This window comes from Paenibacillus kribbensis (assembly GCF_001705305.1).
Classification (GTDB): domain Bacteria; phylum Bacillota; class Bacilli; order Paenibacillales; family Paenibacillaceae; genus Paenibacillus; species Paenibacillus kribbensis_B.
In genome coordinates this window covers 175,699-200,704 of sequence record NZ_MCBP01000004.1, presented here as the reverse complement: position 1 = coordinate 200,704, position 25,006 = coordinate 175,699, and the positions used below count along the sequence as shown (strand labels likewise).

The following is a 25,006-nucleotide window of genomic DNA, read 5'->3' as shown; positions in this document are numbered from 1 at the left end:
ACGCAGACAAGTCAAAGCAGCTTTAACCGCACTAATGATCACGCTTCATCAGGTAATCCGCAATCTCCAGCAAACGCGACGAATCCGGGATACCGCCTTCTATTAACGCTTTTTTGGCAGATGCCGTAAGCTTCTCCACTTGCTGCTGAGATGCCTCCATACCGATAAAAAACGGATAAGTTACCTTTTCCTGTTCAACATCACTTTGTGTTTTTTTACCCATTTTGCTCTCATCGCCTATGAGGTCCAGTATATCGTCCTGAATTTGAAAAGCCAAACCCAGATCGCGTCCAAATTGGCGAAGCGCTTCTAATTGATTCTTGTCCGCTCCACCGATCCGTCCACCTGCCAAGAGGGAGAAAATGATCAAATCAGCGGTTTTATGGAGATGGATATACTCCAGTTCCTCGATGCCTGTCAACCCCTGCTCGCCGGACATATCCGCGACCTGGCCACCTACCATGCCCCGTGCTCCGCTCATTTCGGACAGCTCCTCCACGATGGACAGTAGCGCATCGGATGAAACCCCGTGACGCCGACCTGCTTGTACGACGCTGTAAAAGGCATGGGTCAGCAGCGCGTCTCCCGCAAGGATAGCAACCGCTTCGCCGTATACCTTATGATTCGTCAGTTTGCCCCGACGGTAATCATCATCATCCATAGCTGGCAAGTCGTCGTGAATGAGGGAATACGTATGTACCATTTCTACTGCACATGCCACCGGCAGCGCAGCCTCCCTGCTTCCGCCAAATGCTTCGACAGCCGCGATCACAAGCAGAGGCCGCAGACGTTTTCCGCCTGCGGTGAGTGAATAATTCATAGATTTTCGAAGAACTGCAGGAATGTTCCAATGGGCCGGGAATTGCTCGGTTAATGAAGACGAAACTGCATCTGCCGTCCCGGTCAAATACTCCTTGAATGACGGTCTATTCAACCCCTTCACCACCGTTTTCATCCAATCCGCCGCCGAAGGGCTTCTTGCGCAAATCTCCATCCTCTTCCACGATCATTTCAATTTTACGTTCGACCTGTTCCAGCTTCTGACTGCAAAGCTGAGACAGCTGCATGCCACGCTGAAACAGATCAATGGCTTGCTCCAGAGGAACGTCTCCATGCTCCAGTTGCCCGACAATTTCTTCAAGAGCGGCCATCGCCGCTTCAAAATTCAGTTCCGTTTCATTCGCCACCGTGCTTCGCGTCCTCCTTCATTCCCCATACTTGGCAGTCCAACTGCCCGTCACTCACTTTAATCCTGATGGAATCTCCCGGCTGCACGTCTTTGAGCGACTTGATCAGCCGTTTTTCCTGCTCATCATATACCAGGCTGTAGCCTCGGGCCATAACCTTGAGCGGGCTCAGCGCATCCAGCTGGCGAATGCCCGCGTGCAGCTGCTGCCGTCCCGATTTCGTAATCGCACGTATCGCTGACTCCAACTGACGTTGCGCCATATCCGTCTGCTTGCGCGCTGAACGAATTTGTTCACGCGGGTTAAAACGCTCTAGTACCTGACGCATACGCGCGTTTTTTTCCACGTTTAAGCGCGCACGGTGGCCCGCTGCACGGATCAGCCGCTGCTGCAGCATGTCCATTCGCTCCGCATGCTGCAGCATGTAGCGGCGCGGATGCAGCAGCACCGGCGAACGCTGCAGCCGGGCTAAGCGTTCACGGTTGGTTTCCAGCCGCTGCCTTAGAGCGTTGCGCAACCGCTGCTCTCGCTGGAGCAGCTGATCCCGCAGCTCTCCCTGATGAGGCACAGCCAGCTCGGCTGCTGCGGTCGGCGTAGCGGCACGCAAATCGGCCACGAAATCGGCAATGGTAAAATCCGTTTCATGTCCGACCGCCGAAATAACCGGGATGACCGATGCATAGATGGCGCGCGCAACCGCTTCCTCGTTAAATGCCCACAGCTCTTCCAGCGAGCCGCCACCCCGCCCGACGATCATCACCTGCACCTCCTGCATGCGATTCATGGCTTCAATCGCCTTGACGATGGAGGGCGCAGCTCCTTTGCCTTGTACAAGCACAGGATACAGCACAATTCCTGCCTGCGGATATCGCCGTTGAAGCGTTGTGATAATATCCCGCACAGCCGCCCCGGTCGGCGATGTAATTACGCCGATCGTTACCGGGTGAGCGGGCAAATGACGCTTGCGAGCAGTTTCAAATAACCCTTCGGCATCCAGTTTTTGTTTGAGCTGCTCATAAGCAAGATACAGGCTTCCGATGCCGTCGGGCTGCATTTGGGTCGCATAAAATTGATATTGTCCATCCCGTTCGTACACGGATACGTTTCCCCGGGCAATAACACGCGTACCTTCCTTAGGCACGAAAGGGAGCCGCTTATTATGGGTCGCAAACATAATCGAACGTATGCGGCTCCCCTCATCCTTGAGCGTAAAATACATGTGACCACTCGAATGATGCGTAAAGTTAGAAATTTCCCCGCGTATCCATACGTCGGACAGCACCTGATCCGATTCCAGCTTCATCCGGATATAACGATTCAGGTCCTTTATGGAGTAAATACGCTGTTCAGCCACAGGCAGTCGTCCTTAAGCCAAACCGTGCGACCGCTTGGCCGCTACGAGCGTATTTTGCATCAGCATCGTTATCGTCATTGGGCCTACTCCGCCGGGAACAGGCGTAATCGGACCGGACACTTGCTTCACGCTCTCAAAATCAACGTCACCCGCCAGTTTTCCGTTCTCCAGACGATTCATTCCAACATCGATAACTACTGCTCCGGGCTTTACGAACGAAGCATCAATAAAATTGGCTTTGCCGATGGCAACGACCAAAATATCTGCTTGTCGACTTAACTCAGCGATATTCGCTGTACGGGAATGACACATCGTTACTGTAGCATTTTCCCGCTGCAACAATAATGACACTGGCTTACCTACGATATTACTGCGACCAATAACTACCGCATGTTTACCCGCTATTTCTACCCCTGTCCGCTTAATCAGTTCAATCACTCCAGCGGGAGTACAAGGCAGCAGGCTATCGTCACCGATGACCAGATTACCTACGTTTACCGGATGAAATCCATCCACGTCCTTCTCCACGGCAATGGCATCAATGACCGCTTTTTCATGAATATGCTTGGGCAGCGGCAGCTGTACCAAAATTCCGTGAATATTGCTTTGGTGATTCAGTTTATCCACCAGCTCCAGCAATTTTTCCTGCGAAGTACCCGCTGGCAGCCGATGAACCTCGGAATAATAACCGAGATCATGGCACGCCTTTTCCTTGTTTTTAACATACACCTGCGAAGCGGGATCTTCACCTACCAGTACAACAGCCAATCCGGGTTGAAACTGGTGATCTTTCAGACGAATGACCTCTTGCTGAATGCTTACGCGAATATCCTGAGAGATTTGTTTACCATCAATGATCGGTGCCGACATGTTTAACCACTCCCCAACCTGATTCAGTAGTTTCAACTTAAAAACGTGCTTTTAGCTGCTCCAGTTCTTGTATCACCCGACCCAGCACACCATTGACAAATTTGCCCGACTCTTCGGTACCAAAATGCTTGGACAATTCGATGGCTTCGTTGACTGCCACCTTGGCTGGAACATCCTCACGGAAAATCATTTCATATACGGCAAGTCTTAATATTTGACGATCCACGCGTGAAAGTCTGCTGATCTGCCAGCCTTTAAGGTAATCCACCAACAGCCCATCAATGGCTTCCTTGTGTTCCCACGTACCGCGCACATGCTCCAAAACATACGATCTCAACGCTGCTGCGTTTTTAATGACAACTTCCGCTTCGTTCTCCTCAGCGGCTTCCTGAAGCAGCATGTCCACCGCTGCTGCTGCATCCACTTCATTCATTTCCATATGGTACATGCTTTGTACCGCTAATTCCCTCGCCAGACGTCTTTTCATGCCCTGCCTCCTACGCTTGCCTGTATCTATTTTTCATTTTAACCATTTTCACAAAAAAACCTGTGAACGCATCCTCCAAAACATTGGGCGCAAAGAAGCTACAGCTCTATTTTGGAGAACACGTATCACAGGGTTCATTTAAAAGGACGCCAACGCTGCGACAGCCAATTGCTCCATTCCTTCCAAGGGAGGAGAGAACCAAGCGCTGAATCGCTACGCCTTCCTAGCGTATATCCGATGAACACCATCAATGCAAAGAACAACATATTCCAAAAGCCTGCCCACAAGTAAATGAAACCAAAAAAAATCCCGGCCGTAATCCCCGTGATCCGGCCCTTGTAACTTCCCCATATTTCTTTCCAGGGCATCAGGGAAAATCACCTCTATTCCACACGACTCTTAAAGCTTGGTGACTGAGAAACATTAGCGATGTACACCGACACATTGGACACAGGAATACCCGTAATTTCTTCCACATGATCGTGTACCCCCTTTTGTACCTCGGAGGTTAACACCGGAATGGAGCTTTCCCCGTCTACAACCGCCCGAATCGTAATATCAAGTCCCGATTCCAGCACGCGAACACGTGCCTTCAAATCCTGCATCCCACGAAAGCGTGATGACGCTTTGAGACACAGATTTTCAATCGTATCCACCGAAATCTGAATGTCGCCGTATTCCGTTCGTTGATCAATAGAATGCTGCACGGATTGGCTTCGGCGAATAGAGATATAAAAAACCCGGAGACTCAACAGCAGCAGGACTCCTGCAATGATCAAGCTGGTGAACCATACGACTCGCTCATCCTCAATACTTAAAGCATACGGAATGGCCCCGCTCAGGAGGAGGATGGCGAGAATGGAAATAATTCCGATACTCAAGCTGTACAAGAACAGCAGAAGTCTGTCCATAACTTTGGCCACGAAACGCACAGCCTCCTTAAATTAGAGTAAACCCTCGACCCAAAAGGGTCGGGGGTTTGTACAAAGTATCGCTCTATTTAACCCGTCCGGCGCCCAGAACTTCCGGCTCTTCTACTTTTTCGGCACTTTTGAATTGAACATCATGAATTTGCACGTTCACTTCAACAACGTTAAGTCCTGTCATCGTTTCAATGGAGCGCTTAACATTATGCTGAATAGCAGCAGCCACCTCAGGCAGACGGTTACCGTACTCAATAATGACGGAGACGTCTACAGCCGCTTCACGCTGTCCGACTTCCACTTTCACACCTTTAGACAAATTTTTGCGGCCCAGCAGCTCGGCAAACCCGCCTGCAAATCCGCCACTCATTCCCGCTACGCCTGGTACCTCAACTGTAGCCAGCCCGGCAATCACTTCAATCACTTCCGGGGCAATTTGAATCTCCCCAATTTCTGTACGTTCGAATTCGGTTGGCACTGTGCTCATACCTTCAACACCTTTCGGTCAAAATAAGTTTCATTCCAGCTTTGGATTTCAAAGCAGACATGCTCACTTATTATCCATACTATATCATTTGGCGTTCATTATGACAAACGAAGGAAATATACCGATTAAACTTCGTTTTCCTCCAAAAATTTAATATCAAAATCGCCTTTAATAAAGGTCGGATGCTCCAGCAAACGCTGATGAAAAGAAATTGTTGTTGGTATACCCTCAACAGCAAACTCAGTTAAAGCCCGCTTCATTTTGGCAATTGCATCCTGCCGTGTAGGTGCCCACACAATCAGCTTGGCGATCATGGAGTCATAATAAGGAGGAATGCTGTAACCCGGGTAAGCTGCGCTGTCTACACGTACCCCAGGACCACCTGGAGGCAGATAAAATCCGATTTTTCCCGGTGCAGGCATAAAATTGCGATCCGGGTCCTCGGCGTTAATACGGCACTCTATCGCCCATCCATTGATGACCACTTCTTCCTGTGTAAAGGACAACGGATGTCCTTCAGCGACCGAAATCATTTCCTTGATCAGGTCTACACCGGTAATCATCTCCGTTACGGGATGCTCTACCTGAATACGTGTATTCATTTCCATGAAGTAAAAATGATTGTCCGGACCAAGCAAAAATTCCAGCGTACCCGCACCAGAGTATTGCACAGCCAAAGCCGCACGAACCGCTGCCTGGCCCATTTCTTCACGCACATCCGGTGAAAGTACAGGACATGGCGCTTCCTCTAATAACTTCTGACGACGGCGCTGCACAGAGCAGTCGCGTTCACCCAAATGCACGACATTGCCGTGCTTGTCCGCTATGATCTGAATTTCCACGTGCTTCATACCGGTCAAATATTTTTCCAAATACACACCCGCATTGCCAAACGCTTTTTGCGCTTCCTGCTGGGCAGTAGTAATTTGCTGAATGAGGTTATCCTCATCCTCGGCAATACGAATCCCCTTACCGCCGCCACCTGCTGTGGCCTTGATAATCACAGGATAACCAATATCGCGTGCGATGCTAATCGCATCCTGCAAATCCTCGACAAGCCCGTCCGAACCCGGAATAACCGGAACTCCGGCATCCTTCATCGTCTGCTTGGCTACGGCCTTGTCTCCCATTTTGTTAATCGCTTCGGGAGAAGGACCAATGAACGTAATATTGCACGATTCGCAAATTTCAGCGAAGTCGGCGTTTTCCGCCAAAAATCCATAACCTGGATGAATAGCATCACATTCAGTCAATGTTGCAACGCTCATCAGGTTCGTAAAATTCAGGTAGCTGTCCTTGGACAGCGTCGGTCCGATACAGTAGGCCTCGTCTGCGAGACGCACATGCAGCGAATCCTTATCGGCTTCCGAATATACGGCAACCGTTGAAATATTCATTTCGCGGCAAGCGCGAATGATGCGAACCGCAATTTCTCCACGATTCGCAATCAATACTTTTTGAAATGTCATGACTTTATCCTCCCTGGGAGCAGTCTTGTTTGGCCCTCGAAAGAGGGCTCAAGCAAGCTTCTTACTCCGGTTTCACAAGGAACAATGGCTGGCCATACTCGACCAGCTGTCCGTTTTCGGCCAAAATTTCTACAATTTCGCCCTTCACTTCAGCTTCCAGCTCGTTCATCAGCTTCATCGCTTCAATGATACATACCGTTGTTTTATCGCCCACTTTGCTGCCGATACTCACATACGGAGCCGCATCCGGGGATGAAGAACTATAGAAAGTGCCTACCATCGGAGATACGATTTTATGTAGATTGCTTGCATATTCCTTGGTTTCCCCAGCATTTGCTTGTCCAGCATCGGACTGTACTTGTGGATTTGGAATAGCAGCTTGTGGTGCCGCTGTATAAGCAGGTACTGCCGCAGGAGCCTGTACTGTAACGATCTCGCTCTTGCCCGGTTTGCGGATCAACAGGCGAGTTCCTTCATTTTCAATTTCAAGCTCATGTACAGACGTTTCATCCACCAGCTTGATCAATTCCTTAATCTCGCTTAATTTAAACATCTCTATTAATCACTCCTTCAGCATTTTGCCGGTTGCTGATAACATTGTTGAAACAGCTTTATGTATTATATCACAATCATTAAAAATAGAAAGAGCCCGGGATTATTCAGAAATCCGGGCTTTTTCGCGATTTTTGTCTTATTGTGTAACATACTGCACACTAATTTTGTCCTGCGTTACATTCAGTTCTTTCATGACTTTATCGACAATGGTTACCGCTTGTTTGGCGTCCAATTTCTCACTCAGAACAACTACTTTGTATTTATCAGCATCTTCCTCACGCACGACCGCATTGGCAAACTGCTGCTGAAGCTCTTCTTCAATCCCGGTAATTTTGGCCTGTTTATCTTCCAGCACATGCAATTCTTTTTGCGCCTCTGCAGCTTTCTTTGGTGTACTGTCGTTCATGGCAGTTGTTAGCTCGTCATTTTTCTTTTGATTTTCCACATCCCGTTCCAGCAAATAGTTATCAATCACCGCTGCTGCTGTAGGTTTGGCCTCTTGCTCTGTGGCCACTTGATCAAGTACCTGCTGGTCGGTTTTGGCGGTAGAGGTTGTTTTATCTTCACTTTTTGCGGTTGTGTCCGTCTTAGCTGCCGTGTCTTTATCGCTCTTTGAGGCTTCTGTTCCTGTGTCCGACTTTGTGGAAGAAGCTGCTGCATCGCCAGTGACTTCCCCATTCGTCACCACTTCATTCACTTTCAGCTCATTCAACTGCTCTTCTGCCTTCGAAGTTGCTTCCTGTGCGGTTCCCTGCTTATCCTTGCTCACTTGCTCACTGTCTGCCACTGGCGGGTTTGCCGGGCTTGAGTCCTCCGTAAACAAATAATACGCAGACAGCACGACCATTAAACTCAGCATGGACACCAGCCAAACGGTTTGTCTTTTATTATTCATGTTCCGTCCTCCATATTCATTAATGGTTAATTTATCAATTTCTTTGCCTGTAAACCCCATATTATCCCTGCTTGCGCGGTACAACTGAGATTTTGTAGGAAGGCACATTAAGCCCCTTCTGTACAGCATCAATAATGAGCTTCTTCACCGTAGGGTTTTCTGCCCCCATGGCCACAACGAGCACTCCCCTCACCTGCGGCTTTACTTTTTTGGTAACTATCGGGGTGTGCTGACCTCCTGACGATTCATAGGTGACAATCTCTCCATCGCGTGTATATTGGGTGGTATGCCGTTGGCCGCCATTAGCGTCCGTTTCGTTATTTTCTTCCTGCATATCCTTCACATTGCGCTGGACGATAACCTCTTCGGTGGAGTCTACGGTAACCATGACATCAACCGTTCCCACACCTACAATCTGCTCCAGCATCTGCTTCATATTGTCCTCAAAGACCTTCTCGATCCCGGCAAAAGAGCTCTTTTCCCCCGCTGTTGTCTCTAGTGCAGGCTCATTTTTCATCACGCCAGGCGGTTCACGCCCTACGTTTTCCGGGTCCACCTTTTTTACATTGACGAATGAATTAAAAAGCATAATGGCTACCCCGATCAGACCTAGAATAAGCAGCCAGCGAAACGAATTGAACCTTTTGCTTCCCTCCTCCCCCCCGCCCATCCATTTCTCCAGCATTTTCATCCATTTGCCCATTTCTACTCACCTCCTGTTACCATTCATGTGTCCCGCTTTGTGGAAGAAGCACCTGAACATTTTTACTGTCGATCCCCCATTTTTCACGCAGCACGTCTGTAATTAAGCCAAAAGCTTGTGTACTCGTTGCTGTTGCATCTTTTACGCCTTCGGCAGGGTTCCGGGTATTCGCTTGCGTTCCTTCAGCCTGATCGGAAGCATTCGAAGGTGTTGGCTCTATGTGAATATGGACTGTTTTTTCAGCAACAGGCTCTACCATAATTGGCTTGGAATCCGCGCCAGACGGGGCGTTCGTGCTTTTCTTTTCATTTTCTGGCTGCTGCTCTGCTAATTTGACCACAACGGACTGAATGCCTGTTCCAGCCTTTAATCCCGATTCCTTCTGCTCAATTTGTGCCAATGTAACTTGAACCGACTGAATGGGTAATCCGGTATACTGCTCCAACTGGGCTTTCATTTCTTTGGCTACTTCTTGGCCGGCCCATTGCATGGAGCTCCGCTCCTGTTGTTGCTTCAGCTTGTTGCCTCTGGCTAAAATCTCCTCCAATGTCGGTTCCCTCTGGCCCATCTCTGCCTGACGTTGAAGATCGAATGCACGCCCCAAAATCTCCGAGGGACTGGTGCTCAGCAGACGTACGACCGGAGAGAGCAGCGTCAGTAGAATAAGCAGGCTGAGTACGAGCTTGACATACCTTTCCATGGATCGGCTCGGTAAGATCATATCGACAAAAGAAGCCAGCAGCACAATCAGCACCAGTTCCTTAAGCCATCCTCCCAGCCAGGTCACGTCACTCCCCTCCCTCCCGTTGGATTGCGTGCATTGATTCACCTCATCATGACCGTCATATTGCCTGCTGCGAGCATTACAGTAATCGCAAGAAAGGACATTAAGCCCACTGCCGCCAGCGCTGCGAAAACATAAATCATGCTTTTGCCGATCGCATCCAGACATTCCACTATGGGCGTTTCTCCCAAAGGCTGCATGATTGCAGCAGTCACTTTATAAATGATAGCCAGTGTCAGAATTTTGAGGGCAGGGAAAGCGCACAGGAATAAAATAATAATGACTCCCACCAGACCAATGGCATTTTTAACAAGCAACGAAGCCGAAATGACTGTATCTGTCGCATCCGACAACGCTTTGCCAACCACTGGAACAAAGCTGCCCGTAATATATTTGGCTGTACGAATCGTTAATCCGTCCGTAACCGACGACGTCAAGCCCTGTACCGAAATGACTCCGAGGAAAATCGTCAGCAGCACCCCCAGCACCCCTACTCCAGCATTTCGCAGCAGATCGGCTAACTGGGTCAGCTTGTATTTACCCGTAAGTGAGTTGACCAGATACAGCACGGCCGAGAAGAAGAGCAGCGGGAAAACCAGCGTATGAATGACTGTCCCGACCGTGTTAATCATAAAAACGATCAGCGGGTGGGTGACCGAAACCGTGACGACGTTACCCATGGAGGCCAACATGGTAAACAGCAAGGGCAGCATCGCCATCATGAAGTGAATCATGCTGTCAATAGCTTCTTTGGCATAACCAATGGCTACACTAAAACTGTTTATCGCCAGGATGATAATGACCATGTACACGATGGCGTAGGCGACTTTACTGACCTGCTTGCTTTCAAAAGCGCTTTGCAGCGTTTCCAGCACCATACTCATAATGCTGAGCATGACAATGGTAACGAGCAGTTTGGCATTTACCCGGATTTCATGAATAAAAAAATCAACGATAGCGCTCAGTACACTCTTAATGCTAAATCCTTTACCACCCGGAAGAAGCATGTCCATGAAAGAAGGCATTTTCTGATCAGGGAAAAATCCGCCGTATTGCTGCATTAGCCCATCCCAATAGTGTTCAACCTCATCTTTAGGCATTTGCTCCGCCTGCTGTTTGATCCATTCGTTGGTAGGCGTATCTGCAAAGAGGACCGCAGCCGAGGCGCACCAGAGACATAGCAGCAAAACCATAATTACTTTGAGATTCGGCATGCCCCCCAGCCTTTTCATGGCATCACCCCTTCAGGCGGGCATCAGCTTCAGAATCGTGTCAATAATAATGCTGATAATCGGGATGGCAAGCACCATAATAAGCACCTTTCCCGTAAGCTCAATTTTGGAGGCAATGCCGTCCTGCCCCGCATCCCGAACGATCTGCGCTCCAAATTCGGCGATATAAGCAATTCCGATAATTTTCAGTACCGTTTTAAAATAAATCATGTCCATACCTGAAGATCTGGCCAGTCGCTCCAGCACGGAAACTACGGACCCGATCTTGCCAATCAGCAGCAGGAAAATAACGACTCCCGCTGCGGTTGCAATTAAAAAGGCAAACATCGGCTTCTGTTCCTTAATGACCAAAATGAGGACTGTGGCAATGAGTGCAAATCCCACCACCTGAATGATTTCCATGTATCCACCTACTGAAAAAGAAAGATTGATTTGATCTCTTGCAGAAGGTTATCCAGCATTCGTACCACCATGAACAGCACCACAACAAAACCGATAACCGTTACCCAATGGGCCATGTCCTCCTTGCCCATTTGCTTAAGCACGGTATGAATCATGGCGATAATAATGCCGATTCCGGCTATCTGGAAGATCGCGTTCACTTCTAAATTCATTCGAGCACCCCGCTAATAGATCAAAATGACGATCAATGCTCCGATCAGCAGTCCCAGGCTTCTGCTCATGCGCTCGTATCTCACCTGATCTGCCTGCGCCTGCGCTTCTTCATGGGATAGCTGCTGGATCGTTAGCGCAATGTGCTTGATCTGGTCTTCACGGTCGCTGGTTCCGAGGCTGTAAGCAAGCTGCCGCATCGCCTCCTTCTCGGCCTGCTGCATAGAGGAACGGCTCCACGAATCTTCAATTGCTTTATGCAAGCTTTCTCTGGCGGTCAGGCCAAAAGAGGGGTGCATCCAGCGTGAGGCTTGCGTGAACAAGGTTCGCAGCGGCTCCCGCAGCGGCTCTCCTGTCTTGGCGAAAGCATCCGGCAGCGGGGACACTCCGTAGGAGACCTCGGTGGTCAGTCTTTGCAGCGCAAGAATTAGTTCCCTGATCTGCCGCGGCCTCATTGCAAACTGCCTTGCCCGCTGCCAGCCTGCCAGCGTAGCGGCTAGTATAACCAACGCGGCTCCCAGCAGCTTAAGCATAGGATATTCCCCCGTTCTGCCCATCTCCAGGCAATGTCAGCCTGCGCTGCTTGGCATCTGCCAGCCGGAAGGAGACGCCCCGGCTCGTCCTCTCCAGCATGACATAGAGCTGAAATAGCTCCTGCCCTGCTGTTAGTCCGGCAAGAGCAGAACGGGTCGCCATTTCGGCTACATCACGGCCATGTGCAGAAGCAATGACTGCGATGCCCGCATGTAGTGCTTCACGCACCGCCTCGGCATCCTCTGGTCGCCCGATTTCATCGACAATGAGCACATCCGGCGACATCGAGCGAATCATCATCATCATGCCTTCTGCTTTCGGACATCCGTCCAATACATCGGTGCGAGGTCCGACATCAAATCCGGGGATACCCTTGTGACTGCCGGCAATTTCAGAACGTTCGTCTATAATGCCCACCTTAAGTCCACTTCGTCGCCCCCCATTACTTCCCACCCCTCCGTAGCTTAGCTGCCGAGCCAAGTCTCTAAGCAGTGTCGTTTTGCCATGCTGAGGAGGAGATAAGATGAGGGTATGCCGGATTTTCCCGGACTTTTGATCCGCTACATAAGGCAATATCCGATCAGCTATACCGGGAATTGCTCGGGCAATTCTTACATTAAAGCTGCTTATATCCCTTAAATGCTCCACTCGTCCCCTGCTAAGCACGGTTCTTCCCGCCAGCCCAATACGATGACCGCCTGGGATCGTAATAAAGCCTTTACGCAGCTCCTCCTCCATGGTATACAGGGAATGATTGCTGATAAAATCCAGCAAACGGTGGGCATCCTCCCGGTTAGGCTTATAGGCTTCCACATGGTTCAAAGTCAGTCGACCCGCTGACGTTACAAAATGATGTTCACCATTCGTGTTAATTTCCAGCGGCCTTCCTTCCCGGACTCGAATTTCTTCCAGTTGCTTAAATACCGTTTCCGGAAGTTTTCCGAGTATACCGTGCAACGGTTCGGGAAATAACTCCAGCCATTCCATACCGATGCCCCCCTCACAGTTGTCCTTTTTCTTTAAGACAAGTCTATGGCTGACTCTCGCTTTTTATGCCGAAAATATATCGAAAACCTGGTCGAGAATTTCACCGCTTCTATCAGCACGTAACAGGCCTTTTTTTCACTTGTTCAAGCTCCTTTGCTTCATTTCCAGATATCAAAAAAGAGCACCTCAAAGCCTTGTCGGCAAAGGGATACCCTTAAGTAGAAAAGATAGATTTACAGCAAAAAGAGGCTGCCCCACAGTCAGACTCATACTGTTGGACAACCTCTTAACCTACCACAATACTCTATGATATAAAACTATAAGTAGCTTTATTAACGACGGTCCTTCGGTCCACCCACAAATGCTTGCTCTTCGGTATCCAGGTTGTACGCTGTGTGCAGCGCCTGAATAACCTCATGAAGCTTACCAGCCTCAATGACACACGATACTTTAATTTCAGACGTGCTGACCATTTTAATGCTAACGCCTTGCTCCGCCAACACGGAGAACATTTGCGCCGCAACCCCCGGATGGCTAACCATGCCCGCGCCCACAATAGATACTTTTACCAGATTTTCCTCAGACGTTACTTCACGATATGGAAGCTCTGTGCGAATTCCTTCCAGTGTCTTCAGTGCTGCTTCACGGTCTGTTAGAGCTACTGTAAAGGAGAAGTCTGCTTTACCCGCTTCAACCCCGCTCTGTACAATAATATCTACATCAATTTTGGCTGCTGCCAATGTTCCGAATACTTTTGCCAGTACACCAGGGATATCGGCGACGCCCAAAATGCTGATTCTTGCTACATTTTTATCATATGCAATCCCACTGACTACAACGCCCTGCTCCATTACTGCATCCTCCTTTACGACCGTTCCTTCATTATGGTTAAAACTGGACCGCACAATCAAAGGTACCCGATTATGTTTGGCATATTCTACCGCACGGGGATGCAATACAGCCGCTCCCAAATTGGCTAATTCCAGCATTTCATCATACGAAATTTCTTTCAGCTTGCGAGCAACCTTCACGATCCGTGGGTCTGTAGAATAAATGCCGTCTACATCTGTGTAAATTTCGCATGCATCGGCTTGGATCGCTGCCGCCAGCGCAACCGCCGTCGTATCGGAACCTCCACGTCCCAGCGTCGTAATGTCTCCCTCGGCAGACATCCCCTGGAAACCGGCTACAACGACAATCTTGTTGCTGCTTAGTGCATCCAGCACACGCTGAGGCTGAATGTCCGTAATCCGTGCCCGACCAAAATCAGATTCAGTACGGAAACCAGCCTGCCATCCCGTAAACGATACCGCCTCATGACCCAACTGCTGAATAGCCATTGACAATAATGCGATCGAAATTTGCTCGCCTGTCGTCATCAGCATATCCAACTCACGTGCAGGCAACTGCTCATTCAGCAATTTGGCCTGGTCAATCAGTTCGTCTGTCGTGTCTCCCATTGCGGAAACGACCACTACACATTGATGCCCTTCACTCTGTTTCTCAACAACGCGTTTTGCCACGCGTTTCATGCGTTCCGTATCACCGACGGAACTGCCTCCGAATTTCATGACATACAAAGACAACGATATTCACTCCCTCAGACTCAACAGTATGTAACCTTGAGATGGCACAACCGACTTGAACGTGACATCCTGCGGCATAACTTTAGTACAGTATAATACGAAAGTGCTATGCGGAGCCAATGTTTTTTAATCATAAATCCTTATAAAAATATCCTCTGCCCTTAACAAGGACAGAGGACTCTAAAAACTGGAAAAAAATTATGCGCGAGACATGTATTTGCCGTCACGAGTATCAATTAACAATACGTCATCTTGGTTAATGAACAAAGGAACCTGAACATTCAGACCTGTTTCCAATTTGGCATTCTTGGTCGCACCGGTAGCCGTATTGCCTTTAATACCCGGTTCGGTTTCGACTACTTTAAGCTCTACGCTAGTAGGCAGGTTAATCCCCAGAATTTCTCCGTTATAGCTGACAATATTTACATTCATATTTTCTTTCAGGAAGTTAAGCTCCCATTTCAGCTGATCGCTGGACAATGTGAACTGATCGTAAGTTTCGTTGTCCATGAATGTATGATCATCTGCACTTGCATAGAGGTAGGATACACCACGATTTTCGATTTGCGCACGACCAATTGTTTCACCCGCACGGAATGTACGTTCAACGGTGTTGCCGTTGCGCAAGTTTTTCAGCTTGGAGCGTACGAACGCTGCACCTTTACCCGGTTTTACGTGTTGGAAGTCCAGCACCGTAAAAATATCTCCGTCTACCTCGACGGTCAAACCTGTTTTAAAATCATTAACGTTAATCACTAAAATACCCCTCCTACAGGACTGTTATCTTTATTAAACGACCGTAAATTCTTTGCTTGAATGTGTTAATACTTTGATGCCGCTATCTGTAATAACGATATCATCCTCAATCCGCACGCCGCCCAATCCAGGTACATAAATACCCGGCTCGACCGTTACAACCATGCCCGGCTCCAGAATATCATCACTCACCTTCGACAGGCGTGTGGATTCATGGACTTCCATACCCAGACCATGGCCTGTACTGTGCCCGAAATTGTCTCCATAGCCATGACTTGCAATGATATCACGAGTCAGCGCATCCGCTTCCCGACCCGTCATGCCGGGTTTAATATGCTCCAATGCGTGAAGCTGCGCCTTGAGCACAATATCGTAGATTTCACGCAACTGAGGCGATAAGTCCCCTTGCGTAGCTACTGTACGAGTCAGATCGGAGCAATAGCCATCCAGCAAGGCGCCAAAGTCAAACGTAATCAGTTCGCCCGCTTGTACCAACTTGGCGCTGGCTACCCCATGAGGCAATGCCGAACGAACCCCGGATGCCACAATCGTGTCAAATGAAGAAGAGGTAGCTCCTTGCTTGCGCATGAAAAATTCCATTTCCAGATCCAGCTCACGCTCGCTGACACCCGGTTTGATGTAAGGTAAAATGTGTGTAAATGTGGCGTCTGCCAAATCCGCTGCCCGCTGCATCACTTCCAGCTCTTCCGTATCCTTGTACACCCGCAACTTCTCCACAATGCCTGACACTGGAACCAGCGTAAGAGGCGACAAATCTTCGCTGTAAGCTTTATGCGTAGCAACAGATACATCGTCTTGCTCGAAGCCTGTTTCACTGATCTGATGGGAGGACAGCAACTCTTTCACTGTTTCCATGACCTGCGCAGCGTGCTGCACCACCGTAAAACCTTTAGCTTGTTCGGTCGCCTGCGTCATATAACGAAAGTCGGTCAGCAGGTAGCTATGGGATTCCGTGATCAGCACATAACCCGCCGAACCTGTGAAGCCTGTCAAATATCGGCGGTTGACAGGGCTAGTAATCAGCATGGCACGCAGATTTTGCTCGCCCAGCGCCTGCCGCAGCTTTAACACCCGGTCATTCTTCATCATTCATTCCGCTCCCCTCTGTCAAATAACCAAATGCTATTTTAACACAGGGGATAGGCGCTTGAGAAGTTTTTGTTACGTTCAATCCCCAGCTTCCTCAGGCTCGCGCTTTCTTTCATCCGTATACTCCACAGCAATCGTGTAGCCGATAAACAAGCCCCACAATAAAAACAAGCAAATTTCCGTATATATGGAATTCCATGTTAGCCGATGAGGCGGATTCATCATCCCGAGCTTGGGGCCGGTTAATACAAATAAAATAACCCACCAGACCAGACCGTAAACGATGCCGGGCATAGGTCCCTTAAATCGACGGAGCATCAGTGTGTACACCAATGAAGCTATAACGGATAGTGCGATAAAAAACAGCAAGCCTACCAGATGCCCTGCCGTTGTTTTCATGAACGAATGCTTGAAAAATGGCTCTGCCAGAAAGCCGGGTGCTACTATCGTAAAGTGCAGCGTAAAAAATAGCCAGCGCAGCAATCCCCAGAGCAAACCTGCAAAAAAACCAAGCTCAAGCGCAAAGGGAATGAGCGGTGTATGTATTTTGCCTGACTGTTGTCTGCCCCTACTGCTGTTATGGTTATGGCTGCGTTGATCCTGTGATTCACGAGACTGCTCCTGATTATGTCTCCCCTTCGGTACGGAGTAGGTTTCACTCATGTCGTTTGCTCCCCTTTCATGATGCTACACGTTGTGATGCGTCTGTATATCCATTTTGCTAGGTAGTATGCTCCGAAGGGGTGAGTTTAACACTGACGTTAGTGAGTTGCATGCGTATGTGACCGCTACGCGAACGGATCATTCCTCCGATCGCTGTTGCCTCCAGATTTCTGATTTTTACCCTCAAGGGTAGAAATCCGGAGGCAAAGGCGAACGCTGTCGCTTCTTCAGAACGATTCCGTTCTCTCCGCTGCTTTATGCGCTTGTGCGAACTTTTTCCTTGGCGGACTTAGTTAAGAGACGTATTTACAACCATTATTTAAAGCTTAAAAGATCTGATTCTAAACCAACCTAAATGCTTTAAATTCGAAAAGCTAAAAAGGGACTATATAAGCTAAACTTAAAAAATGACATAGAAAACGAAGTAGCGAATGGGCTGTACAAGTGAAAGGGTAACTTTTAAGTTCAACTTATATAATAGCCCTGTGGCTACGTGGCTATAAGGTAATTTTCAATTCGCAGAGCAGCAACATGCTCCTCAATAGAGGTTTAAAACACGATTTTACTCCCCCACCCAAAACAAATCGAGAGGCGGGTAGCAGCGGAGGGCTCGGAATCGTCCTGAAGAAGCGTTAGCGTTCGCCTTTATCCCCGGATTTTTACCATTACATCTTTTATTCAATCCAAAAAAAATCTGGGGATAACAGCGATCGGAAGGATGATCCGAGCTCGGAGCGGTCTAAATACTGCTTCTCGAATTTGCCCCAACTAGATATTCACTCCCAAATTCGATACAATATACAAAAAAGCATGTATCACGTATAAAGAGAGGTGAGTCGGTTGTCACAAGCATCGAAGCCTGTAAGTTACGGTGGTCAGGCAGTTATTGAAGGTGTCATGTTCGGCGGCAAGCGTGTCAATGTCACGGCAGTTCGCCGTAAAACCGGCGAAATCACATATTTGGAAGTACCGCGCAAGGAGCAATCCTGGGTATCCAAATTTCGTAAAATACCGTTGCTGCGGGGGATTGTAAGTATCATTGATTCCAGCGCCAAGGGTACCAAGCATTTGAATTATTCAGCCGATGCCTATGCAGATGATGAGCTCGACCCGGAAGAACGTGCGGAACAAAAGAAAAAAGAAGAATCCCGCTGGAGCCCTAGTATGATCATCGGTGTGGCGGCGGTCGGGATTATATCCTTTTTGTTCGGCAAAATTGTGTTGACCCTCGTGCCGGTTGTCGTAGAAAGCTTCCTGTTTGGCAATCTATTTCACAATCAGATTTTGCATAACCTCGCCGAAGGAGCTATTAAGCTGATTCTGCTGCTGGCTTATTTATGGGGGATTTCCCAAACTCCGCTAATTAAACGACTGTTTCAATACCACGGTGCGGAGCATAAAGTAATTACTGCATTTGAAGCAGGAGAAGAATTAACGCCAGCCAACGTGCAAAAATATAGCCGACTGCATTACCGCTGCGGAAGCAGCTTCATTATGCTCACTGTCATTATCGGCGTACTCGTCTACTCCCTGTTTACGTACGATAATCTGTGGGAACGTATGGGGCAACGACTTCTGCTGCTTCCAATTGTGTTGGGCCTTTCTTTTGAATTTCTCAAGCTGACCAATGCCCTGCGGGAGATTCCGGTACTTCGTTATTTGGGCTATCCTGGCCTGTGGCTGCAACTGCTGACCACCAAAGAACCGACCGATGATCAAGTGGAGGTATCCATTGCTTCTTTTAAGCGTATGCTTGAATTGGATGCCGAGTTGGAAAATGCACCTGCAAAGGAGACCTTCAACAGCCCGGTTCTTGATCCTGTGAAAGGATGAGTAGATGATGAACAGACATGCGGTTATTTTCTGGCTTACCCTTGCTTTGGGTGCATATGGAATTGTGGATATGGTATGGAAAGGCAGCTTGGGCTTTCTCATGAGTTTACTGATTCCTGTCCTTGTTTTTACAGTTATTTTTCTGCTATACAAATACTTGCCGGGACGACGAAGTCGTTCTCCCAAAATCAAGCCCTCTGCGCGTACGATGACCAAAACAGCCAACTCACGCAAGCAGCAGACTTCAAGCAAGCGCAAGGCGTATCCTTTTCATGTCATTGAAGGTTCTAAAGGTAAAAATGAAGAAGAGCAGCCTAAGTATCATTAGTCAGGCAAAGACCATGTATGATGCAGTAAAAGGAGCCATCCCCGTGTAATGAAATATTTCCGGGAAGCGGCTCCTTTTTTTACCTTCTAATCTAATTTAGCTGTTGGTAGTGATTACTTCATGGCGTACATTGTATTTTTCATCAATTGATACTTGCTGTACTGCTGTTGATAGGAGGTAATGCTCCATTTGTGGAAAAAGGCTTCCCCTGCCTGCACACCGGAAGCATACAACAAATCACTCTGCTCTGGAGAAATGTTGAATTGCGCGGTACGGATACCCAATGTTGGGATTTTAATAGTCCGGTATCGGTTCTCCTGCTCGATATATCGTTCATCATGCGCCGATAGCATCGTATCAAAAATAGCCTGCAGCATCGTCAATGGCCCCCGGATATAAGAAACCTTGGTTTCCGTCCCCGTTTTGCCCACCATCTGAAATCCTACCGTTGGAATCGTTTTGGCTTCACGTTCGTTCACAGGCTCATCAAACAGCCACAAAGGCAGATTGCTTAGCAACGCTCCATCAACAACAAAAACAAATTGTTGGGAAAAAGTTTTCCCTTTGGCAAGTGCAGAATCAAGTCTTAACATCACCGGATCAAAAAAATAAGGGATACTTGTGCTCATTCGAATGGCCTTGGCGACCTCCAGCGAAGAAGGGTTGATACCAAAACGTTTAATATCCTCAGGCAGTACCAAAATACGGCCATTCGTGATGTCTGATGCAATAATCCGCAGCTTGCCAGGGGGTAAATCCGCGAATGTACGGACTCCCTTGGCTCGCAACAGTTCACGTACCCAGTGCTCCAGTGCTTCCCCTGAGTAGAGCCCTTTTTTCAGGAAGATACGAGCAGCCGGCCCAATCCACTTGATGTTAAACACCGGAGAACGCCGCAACAACTTAACTAAGGGGGTCTTCTCAATCACGGCTTTCATTTCATCTGCCGAGTATCCTGCAGCCAATAAAGCAGCGACGATAGCTCCTGATGATGTGCCGGCTACACGATTGAATACAGTCCCATGCTCCTCCGCAGCCTTAACTGCACCCGCCAGCGATATACCCTTAACCCCTCCACCCTGGAACACAGCATTGATCAGCATAGATCAAAAAACCTCCGTTCTCTTGGGAGTAAGCAGTTCTACTGCTTATGTATGAGAACGGAGGCCCAAATAGAACCTATATGATCCAATTTATATCACATTTGATAATAATTTTGAAGAAGTTGAATGAGTCCGTAAGGATTTTTGCGCAAATGCTGTGCACTAAAGTAAATATCCCCTTTGACCTGCTTATAATTTTCGTTCAGTTCAAGCTGCTTAATGAGCTCTTGAGCCGTTTGCCAGCCCTTTTCTGGGGTGCCGATTTTATACGGAGAATGACCGATATACAGCTTAACATCTGAATTTTTGACCTCATTGGACCACCATGCGACAAGCTTGTCATAACCGGCTGCCGGGAAACCGATACTCCAGTAAATTTGTGGAGCTACATAATCAACCCAGCCCTTGTTGATCCAGGTCCGTACATCTGCAAACGTCGTATCATACGCCGTAACGCCTGCCTTCGTGTCTGATCCGGTTAAGTCCTGAGACTTGTTGCGCCACACCCCAAAAGGACTAATCCCGAATTGAACCTTGGATTTGCTTGCATGAATGGTTTTGCCCAAATCTCGAACAAAACTGTTCACATTATCTCTCCGCCAGTCGCCCTTGTTCGAGATATTGTTGGCGTTATATGCTTTGAAGGTCGCATCATCATCAAAGGTCCCGCTATAAGGATAGAAATAGTCGTCCAAATGAACACCGTCAATGTCATATCCGTTCACCACTTCCATAATCGCCGTAATGACATGCTGACGAGCGGCTGGAATTCCTGGATTGATGTACAACTGGCTGCCATTTTTAACAATCCAGTCTGGATGCTGGTTAGCCACATGATTTGCAGCCAATCCGCTGGTGGTTCCTGTCGAATTAGCACGGAACGGGTTAAACCAGGCATGAAATTCCATTCCTCGCTTATGCGATTCACTGATCATAAATTTTAAAGGATCGTAGCCCGGATTTTTACCTTGGGTGTTCGTCAAATACTTGCTCCATGGCACGAGACTGGACGGATAGAGCGCATCCCCGCTGGCACGAACCTGGACGAACACCGCATTAATGCCCATGCCCTGCAAATCATCGAGCATTTTAGTAAACTCCTGCTTTTGCTTCTCGGCACTACTTCGGGCCGCCGAAGAAGGCCAATCTCCATTAATCGTAGAAATCCAGGCTCCGCGCATGGAGGTCGAAGCCTTCACTTGAACGACATTTCCGTTTGCAGCATTTGAACTGTTCTCGCTCGTAGATGTGGACGGTGAAGTACCCATCGCCTGCCCATCATCGCTGGCATTCTGATCCGTACTTTCACTTTCCTGATTGACAGATGCAGACGTATCTGGAATAGTGCTATTTCCCGCAGAGGTATTTGCACCTGTAGACACGCCTTCTTTACCACTGCTTAACGTAATAACTCGCTCAGTCGCCTGCCAATCTACTTTTAAACCTAACGCTTCTCCTACAAAACGCAGCGGCACCATGACCCTCCCGCTCGTCATGCGGGCAGACGCGTCTAATCGAACGGACTTGCCATTCACGGTCGCGCTCTGTCCACCGTTCTCCATCGATATATTTTGGTCCTGCGCTGTAATCGTTACCTTACCGGATGCTTCCGACCAATTGACCTGAGCGCCCAATCCCTCACTGATCACCCGTAATGGAACCATCGTTACATTGGCTCCCTGTACAATATACGGTGACGCATCACTTTGCAGGGACTTTCCGTCCAATATAATCTCAATATCTCCGTTTGGAGCTGCTTGAGCTCCAGGCATAATGGCCGTCTGCACTGCCAAGAGTAAGCCTGCAGCCGATACCCCTATTTTCTTCCAATTCATTTTGTTACAGTCCTCCGCTACCCAGTTAATTTTAACCCCTATCTTGTCCTGCTATATAATGGATAGACGCTAACAGCCGGACGTTTGTTGCGGTCTTTGCAAATAAAAAAAGCATCTGTCCTTACGGACAATGCTTTTTAGGAATCCCCACTTAATTCCTTGTGTATATCATGAAGCTGGCGCAAACGATCTTCATCCCGGCGGAAATATTCGACCAATGTTTCAATGCGGGTGATGGAATCCCAGCTCAAATGGTGCTCAATACCTTCCACGTCTTTATAAATCAGGTCCTTGTCAACCCCAATCATATCCAGAAATTGCTCCAGTAGCTGGTGACGGTCAACTAACCGTTTTCCAACCTTTTTCCCTTTGGGCGTCAGAATCAGTCCCCGATATTTCTCATATACAAGATAATCGTCTTTATCCAGCTTCTGGATCATCTTGGTAACGGACGAAGGATGAACCTCCAGACCCTCTGCGATATCCGAGACACGAGCGTAGCCTTTCTCATCAATCAGCTGGTAAATGCGCTCCAAATAATCTTCCATGCTTGGCGTTGGCACTTATTTCCCTCTTTTCTGTAATTGAACGGGCGCTACCGCCTTCATTTCCTGCGTTAAACCTACATATGTAATGATACATGTTATCATTGTCTATTGGCAAGTCTCCTACCTTTGCTCACAGCTATTGCCATGATTTGTTCAATCTTAAGCCGGACACACTAGTGATATCGTACTTGTATTTTTTATCCTGTTGGCACGAGTCAGAGATGAAACATCTGAATCTTGAGTTTTATTCGGAAAGGAGCGTTACCCTTGTCTACGCTTGAACGTACTCCTGTCCAAAGCAGAGGAACCAAGCCGTTCCTGCCCGATCTGGTGTTTTTTGAGCCGGATGCACTGAATTATCCCAAAGGCCAGCATATTATGGATTGGGTAAAAGCCAAGGATATTCCGTATCGGATGACCACCTCCCACAACCGGATTACCAATTTTCCGGGTGAAACTGAGGTTGAAAAGTATCGAATGGCAAAAAAAACACTGGTCGTCGGTCTTCGCAAAACGTTAACCTTTGATCAATCCAAACCTTCAGCTGAATACGCTATCCCCATTTCGACCGGTTGCATGGGACACTGTCACTACTGTTATTTACAAACCACTTTGGGAGCAAAACCATATATTCGTGTGTATGTCAACACCGACGATATTCTGACCGCAGCTAAATCCTATATTCAGGAACGTGTCCCTGAAATCACCCGTTTTGAAGCAGCTTGTACCTCCGATCCTGTTGGCCTGGAGCATATCACCGGATCACTCGGAGACTTGATTCGTTTTATGGCAGATGAGCAATATGGCCGACTGCGCTTTGTTACTAAATATCATCATGTCGATCCATTGCTCGATATTAAGCATAATGGTCATACGCGCATCCGTTTTAGCATTAATTCCGATTATGTTATTAAACAGTTTGAGCCTGCGACTTCACGTTTTGAGGAGCGGATTGAAGCAGCGGGTAAAGTCGCTCGGGCCGGTTATCCGCTGGGCTTCATCATTGCACCGATCATCTGGTATGAGGGCTGGGAAGAAGGCTATGGTGAGTTGCTGCGCAGATTGGGAGAAACCTTGCCCCAGCATGCCGCTACAGATTTGACGTTTGAATTAATTCAGCACCGCTTTACCAAAACGTCCAAAGCTGTTATTGAAAAACGTTACCCGAAAACCAAGCTCGAAATGGACATGGAGAAACGCAAGAAAAAATGGGGCCGCTGGGGACAAAACAAATATGTTTATCCCGATGAACAGCAAAATGCACTACGGGAGTTTATCACAGAGCGTATTTTTGAACATTTTCCATTAAGCCGTATTGAATATTTCACATAATTAGCATCCAATCCGGGGTAATTCGTTGTAAAAACAGTGTTAGATCTGTCATATGATCGGTCACCAGCAAAATACCAGTGATAACAAGCAGTATGCCGCCTATTTTAATGATGATTGAGGTATAACGAGAGGATAGCCGAACAGAGCCTGCCAGCAAAGCCAATGCAAAAAATGGAATCGCAAAGCCAAGCGCGTAGCCTGTAATCAGCTTGAACCAGGTGTGATGCTCAACTACCGCCAAAGCGATAATAGCTGTCAGCATGGGACCGATACAGGGGGACCAGCCTGCCGCAAACCCAATTCCGATCACAAAGGAACCGGCATATCCGGCAGGCTTCCATGTCCAACGAAGCTTATGCTCCCTCATTAAAATCAAAGGACGCACCACACCAAGAGATACCAAACCCATAATCAGAATCAGCAACCCAGCCAACACTCTTAACGTATCCCCATAATTACCAAACCATTCTCCTAGCAGCCCGATGCTTGCACCAAGTGAATAGAACACGACCGAAAAACCAAGTACAAAAGCAAGCGTGTGCCCCATCGTACGGTAACGCACTTCTGCCTTATGCCGTCCTTCGGCAAGTTCACGGGCCGACATCCCCGTCATATACGATAAATAAGAGGGATACAGCGGCAAACAGCACGGTGAAAAAAAAGAAACCAGCCCGGCTGTGATCGCCAACCCGGCGTTAATATCCGTCATCTTCATATCCTCCTACCTGTCTTAAATAAACACGGCAAACAAGCCCTATTTACTACAACATACGTAAGGAGAGAGCAAAATATGATGCAAACCAAAAAGCGCAGGCCCGGACATGAAGCCGCCC

The 25,006-nt window shown here is 48.2% G+C and carries 29 protein-coding genes; 3 read left to right on the top strand and 26 right to left on the bottom strand.

Translation table 11 applies throughout. The features are described 5' to 3' along the window. Positions 1–31: 31 nt before the first annotated feature. The 22 genes from BAZ21_RS09520 to BAZ21_RS09415 all read right to left on the bottom strand — a co-directional run bounded on the left by BAZ21_RS09520 (position 32) and on the right by BAZ21_RS09415 (position 17,194). A complete protein-coding gene (locus BAZ21_RS09520) occupies positions 32–955 on the bottom strand; it encodes a polyprenyl synthetase family protein (protein WP_068499351.1) in 924 nt (307 codons plus the stop codon). After that, entirely contained in the window at positions 927–1,187 is a 261-nt protein-coding gene (gene xseB / locus BAZ21_RS09515) for an exodeoxyribonuclease VII small subunit (RefSeq protein ID WP_068499349.1), read from the bottom strand. The genes BAZ21_RS09520 and xseB overlap by 29 nt, the downstream gene beginning before the upstream one ends. Continuing rightward, the gene (gene xseA / locus BAZ21_RS09510; RefSeq protein WP_084011559.1) at positions 1,177–2,541 is read right to left on the bottom strand and encodes an exodeoxyribonuclease VII large subunit; all 1,365 of its coding nucleotides are present in this window, start codon (positions 2,539–2,541) and stop codon (positions 1,177–1,179) included. Before xseA ends, xseB begins: the two co-directional genes overlap by 11 nt. Positions 2,542–2,553: 12 nt before the next feature. After that, entirely contained in the window at positions 2,554–3,411 is an 858-nt protein-coding gene (gene folD / locus BAZ21_RS09505; protein WP_068499348.1) for a bifunctional methylenetetrahydrofolate dehydrogenase/methenyltetrahydrofolate cyclohydrolase FolD, read from the bottom strand. 37 nt (positions 3,412–3,448) lie between these two features. Continuing rightward, entirely contained in the window at positions 3,449–3,898 is a 450-nt protein-coding gene (nusB, locus tag BAZ21_RS09500) for a transcription antitermination factor NusB (RefSeq protein WP_068499346.1), read from the bottom strand. 134 nt (positions 3,899–4,032) lie between these two features. Next, positions 4,033–4,266, bottom strand: coding sequence for a DUF2273 domain-containing protein (locus tag BAZ21_RS09495; RefSeq protein ID WP_068499340.1), 234 nt, complete (start codon positions 4,264–4,266; stop codon positions 4,033–4,035). A 15-nt stretch (positions 4,267–4,281) separates the two neighbouring features. Continuing rightward, on the bottom strand, positions 4,282–4,821 hold the full coding sequence (gene amaP / locus BAZ21_RS09490) for an alkaline shock response membrane anchor protein AmaP (RefSeq protein ID WP_068499338.1): 540 nt from the start codon (positions 4,819–4,821) through the stop codon (positions 4,282–4,284). Positions 4,822–4,894: 73 nt separating this feature from the next. After that, positions 4,895–5,308, bottom strand: coding sequence for an Asp23/Gls24 family envelope stress response protein (locus tag BAZ21_RS09485; protein WP_007430927.1), 414 nt, complete (start codon positions 5,306–5,308; stop codon positions 4,895–4,897). A gap of 125 nt (positions 5,309–5,433) precedes the next feature. Next, positions 5,434–6,777 carry an acetyl-CoA carboxylase biotin carboxylase subunit gene (accC, locus tag BAZ21_RS09480; protein WP_068499336.1) on the bottom strand — a complete coding sequence of 448 codons (1,344 nt, stop codon included), beginning with the start codon at positions 6,775–6,777 and terminating at the stop codon, positions 5,434–5,436. Positions 6,778–6,838: 61 nt separating this feature from the next. Beyond that, positions 6,839–7,330, bottom strand: coding sequence for an acetyl-CoA carboxylase biotin carboxyl carrier protein (accB, locus tag BAZ21_RS09475; protein WP_068499328.1), 492 nt, complete (start codon positions 7,328–7,330; stop codon positions 6,839–6,841). 138 nt (positions 7,331–7,468) lie between these two features. Further along, positions 7,469–8,227, bottom strand: coding sequence for a SpoIIIAH-like family protein (locus tag BAZ21_RS09470; RefSeq protein ID WP_068499939.1), 759 nt, complete (start codon positions 8,225–8,227; stop codon positions 7,469–7,471). Between the two features lie 61 nt (positions 8,228–8,288). Continuing rightward, the gene (gene spoIIIAG / locus BAZ21_RS09465) at positions 8,289–8,930 is read right to left on the bottom strand and encodes a stage III sporulation protein AG (protein WP_068499327.1); all 642 of its coding nucleotides are present in this window, start codon (positions 8,928–8,930) and stop codon (positions 8,289–8,291) included. 16 nt (positions 8,931–8,946) lie between these two features. Next, entirely contained in the window at positions 8,947–9,717 is a 771-nt protein-coding gene (gene spoIIIAF, locus BAZ21_RS09460) for a stage III sporulation protein AF (protein WP_068499325.1), read from the bottom strand. 38 nt (positions 9,718–9,755) lie between these two features. Continuing rightward, on the bottom strand, positions 9,756–10,946 hold the full coding sequence (gene spoIIIAE, locus BAZ21_RS09455; protein WP_068499322.1) for a stage III sporulation protein AE: 1,191 nt from the start codon (positions 10,944–10,946) through the stop codon (positions 9,756–9,758). Positions 10,947–10,958: 12 nt separating this feature from the next. After that, the gene (spoIIIAD, locus tag BAZ21_RS09450) at positions 10,959–11,348 is read right to left on the bottom strand and encodes a stage III sporulation protein AD (protein WP_007430934.1); all 390 of its coding nucleotides are present in this window, start codon (positions 11,346–11,348) and stop codon (positions 10,959–10,961) included. Positions 11,349–11,356: 8 nt separating this feature from the next. Further along, entirely contained in the window at positions 11,357–11,560 is a 204-nt protein-coding gene (gene spoIIIAC / locus BAZ21_RS09445) for a stage III sporulation protein AC (RefSeq protein ID WP_010345636.1), read from the bottom strand. Positions 11,561–11,572: 12 nt separating this feature from the next. Continuing rightward, a complete protein-coding gene (gene spoIIIAB / locus BAZ21_RS09440) occupies positions 11,573–12,091 on the bottom strand; it encodes a stage III sporulation protein SpoIIIAB (RefSeq protein WP_010345634.1) in 519 nt (172 codons plus the stop codon). Next, a complete protein-coding gene (gene spoIIIAA, locus BAZ21_RS09435; protein WP_068499320.1) occupies positions 12,084–13,079 on the bottom strand; it encodes a stage III sporulation protein AA in 996 nt (331 codons plus the stop codon). The genes spoIIIAB and spoIIIAA overlap by 8 nt, the downstream gene beginning before the upstream one ends. Positions 13,080–13,411: 332 nt before the next feature. Then, positions 13,412–14,665, bottom strand: coding sequence for an aspartate kinase (locus BAZ21_RS09430; RefSeq protein WP_007430938.1), 1,254 nt, complete (start codon positions 14,663–14,665; stop codon positions 13,412–13,414). Between the two features lie 198 nt (positions 14,666–14,863). Further along, positions 14,864–15,421 (bottom strand): elongation factor P, encoded by a 558-nt coding sequence (gene efp / locus BAZ21_RS09425; RefSeq protein ID WP_010345630.1) that lies wholly within the window; start codon positions 15,419–15,421, stop codon positions 14,864–14,866. 33 nt (positions 15,422–15,454) lie between these two features. Further along, the gene (locus tag BAZ21_RS09420) at positions 15,455–16,528 is read right to left on the bottom strand and encodes a M24 family metallopeptidase (protein WP_068499936.1); all 1,074 of its coding nucleotides are present in this window, start codon (positions 16,526–16,528) and stop codon (positions 15,455–15,457) included. Between the two features lie 81 nt (positions 16,529–16,609). After that, entirely contained in the window at positions 16,610–17,194 is a 585-nt protein-coding gene (locus BAZ21_RS09415) for a YqhR family membrane protein (protein WP_068499318.1), read from the bottom strand. Positions 17,195–18,034: 840 nt separating this feature from the next. Here BAZ21_RS09415 and BAZ21_RS09410 point away from each other — a divergent pair. Both BAZ21_RS09410 and BAZ21_RS09405 read left to right on the top strand, forming a co-directional pair. Continuing rightward, the gene (locus tag BAZ21_RS09410; RefSeq protein WP_068499316.1) at positions 18,035–19,027 is read left to right on the top strand and encodes a DUF1385 domain-containing protein; all 993 of its coding nucleotides are present in this window, start codon (positions 18,035–18,037) and stop codon (positions 19,025–19,027) included. Between the two features lie 7 nt (positions 19,028–19,034). Then, positions 19,035–19,355, top strand: a complete 321-nt coding sequence (locus BAZ21_RS09405; protein ID WP_068499315.1) for a hypothetical protein — start codon at positions 19,035–19,037, stop codon at positions 19,353–19,355. 113 nt (positions 19,356–19,468) lie between these two features. On the opposite strand, the gene BAZ21_RS09400 is transcribed toward BAZ21_RS09405, so the two are convergent. From BAZ21_RS09400 to mntR, 3 genes are all read right to left on the bottom strand, one after another. Then, positions 19,469–20,458, bottom strand: coding sequence for a patatin-like phospholipase family protein (locus tag BAZ21_RS09400; RefSeq protein ID WP_068499314.1), 990 nt, complete (start codon positions 20,456–20,458; stop codon positions 19,469–19,471). Positions 20,459–20,553: 95 nt separating this feature from the next. Further along, positions 20,554–22,293: a family 10 glycosylhydrolase gene (locus BAZ21_RS09395; RefSeq protein ID WP_068499313.1), complete on the bottom strand. Its 1,740-nt coding sequence runs from the start codon at positions 22,291–22,293 to the stop codon at positions 20,554–20,556. A gap of 137 nt (positions 22,294–22,430) precedes the next feature. Then, positions 22,431–22,856 (bottom strand): transcriptional regulator MntR, encoded by a 426-nt coding sequence (mntR, locus tag BAZ21_RS09390; RefSeq protein ID WP_007430946.1) that lies wholly within the window; start codon positions 22,854–22,856, stop codon positions 22,431–22,433. A gap of 252 nt (positions 22,857–23,108) precedes the next feature. On the opposite strand from mntR, the gene splB reads away from it, so the two are divergent. After that, a complete protein-coding gene (splB, locus tag BAZ21_RS09385; protein WP_068499312.1) occupies positions 23,109–24,173 on the top strand; it encodes a spore photoproduct lyase in 1,065 nt (354 codons plus the stop codon). On the opposite strand, the gene BAZ21_RS09380 is transcribed toward splB, so the two are convergent. Beyond that, positions 24,166–24,882, bottom strand: a complete 717-nt coding sequence (locus BAZ21_RS09380; protein WP_068499310.1) for a cytochrome c biogenesis CcdA family protein — start codon at positions 24,880–24,882, stop codon at positions 24,166–24,168. The two genes, splB and BAZ21_RS09380, sit on opposite strands and share 8 nt — an antisense overlap. Positions 24,883–25,006: the final 124 nt, after the last annotated feature.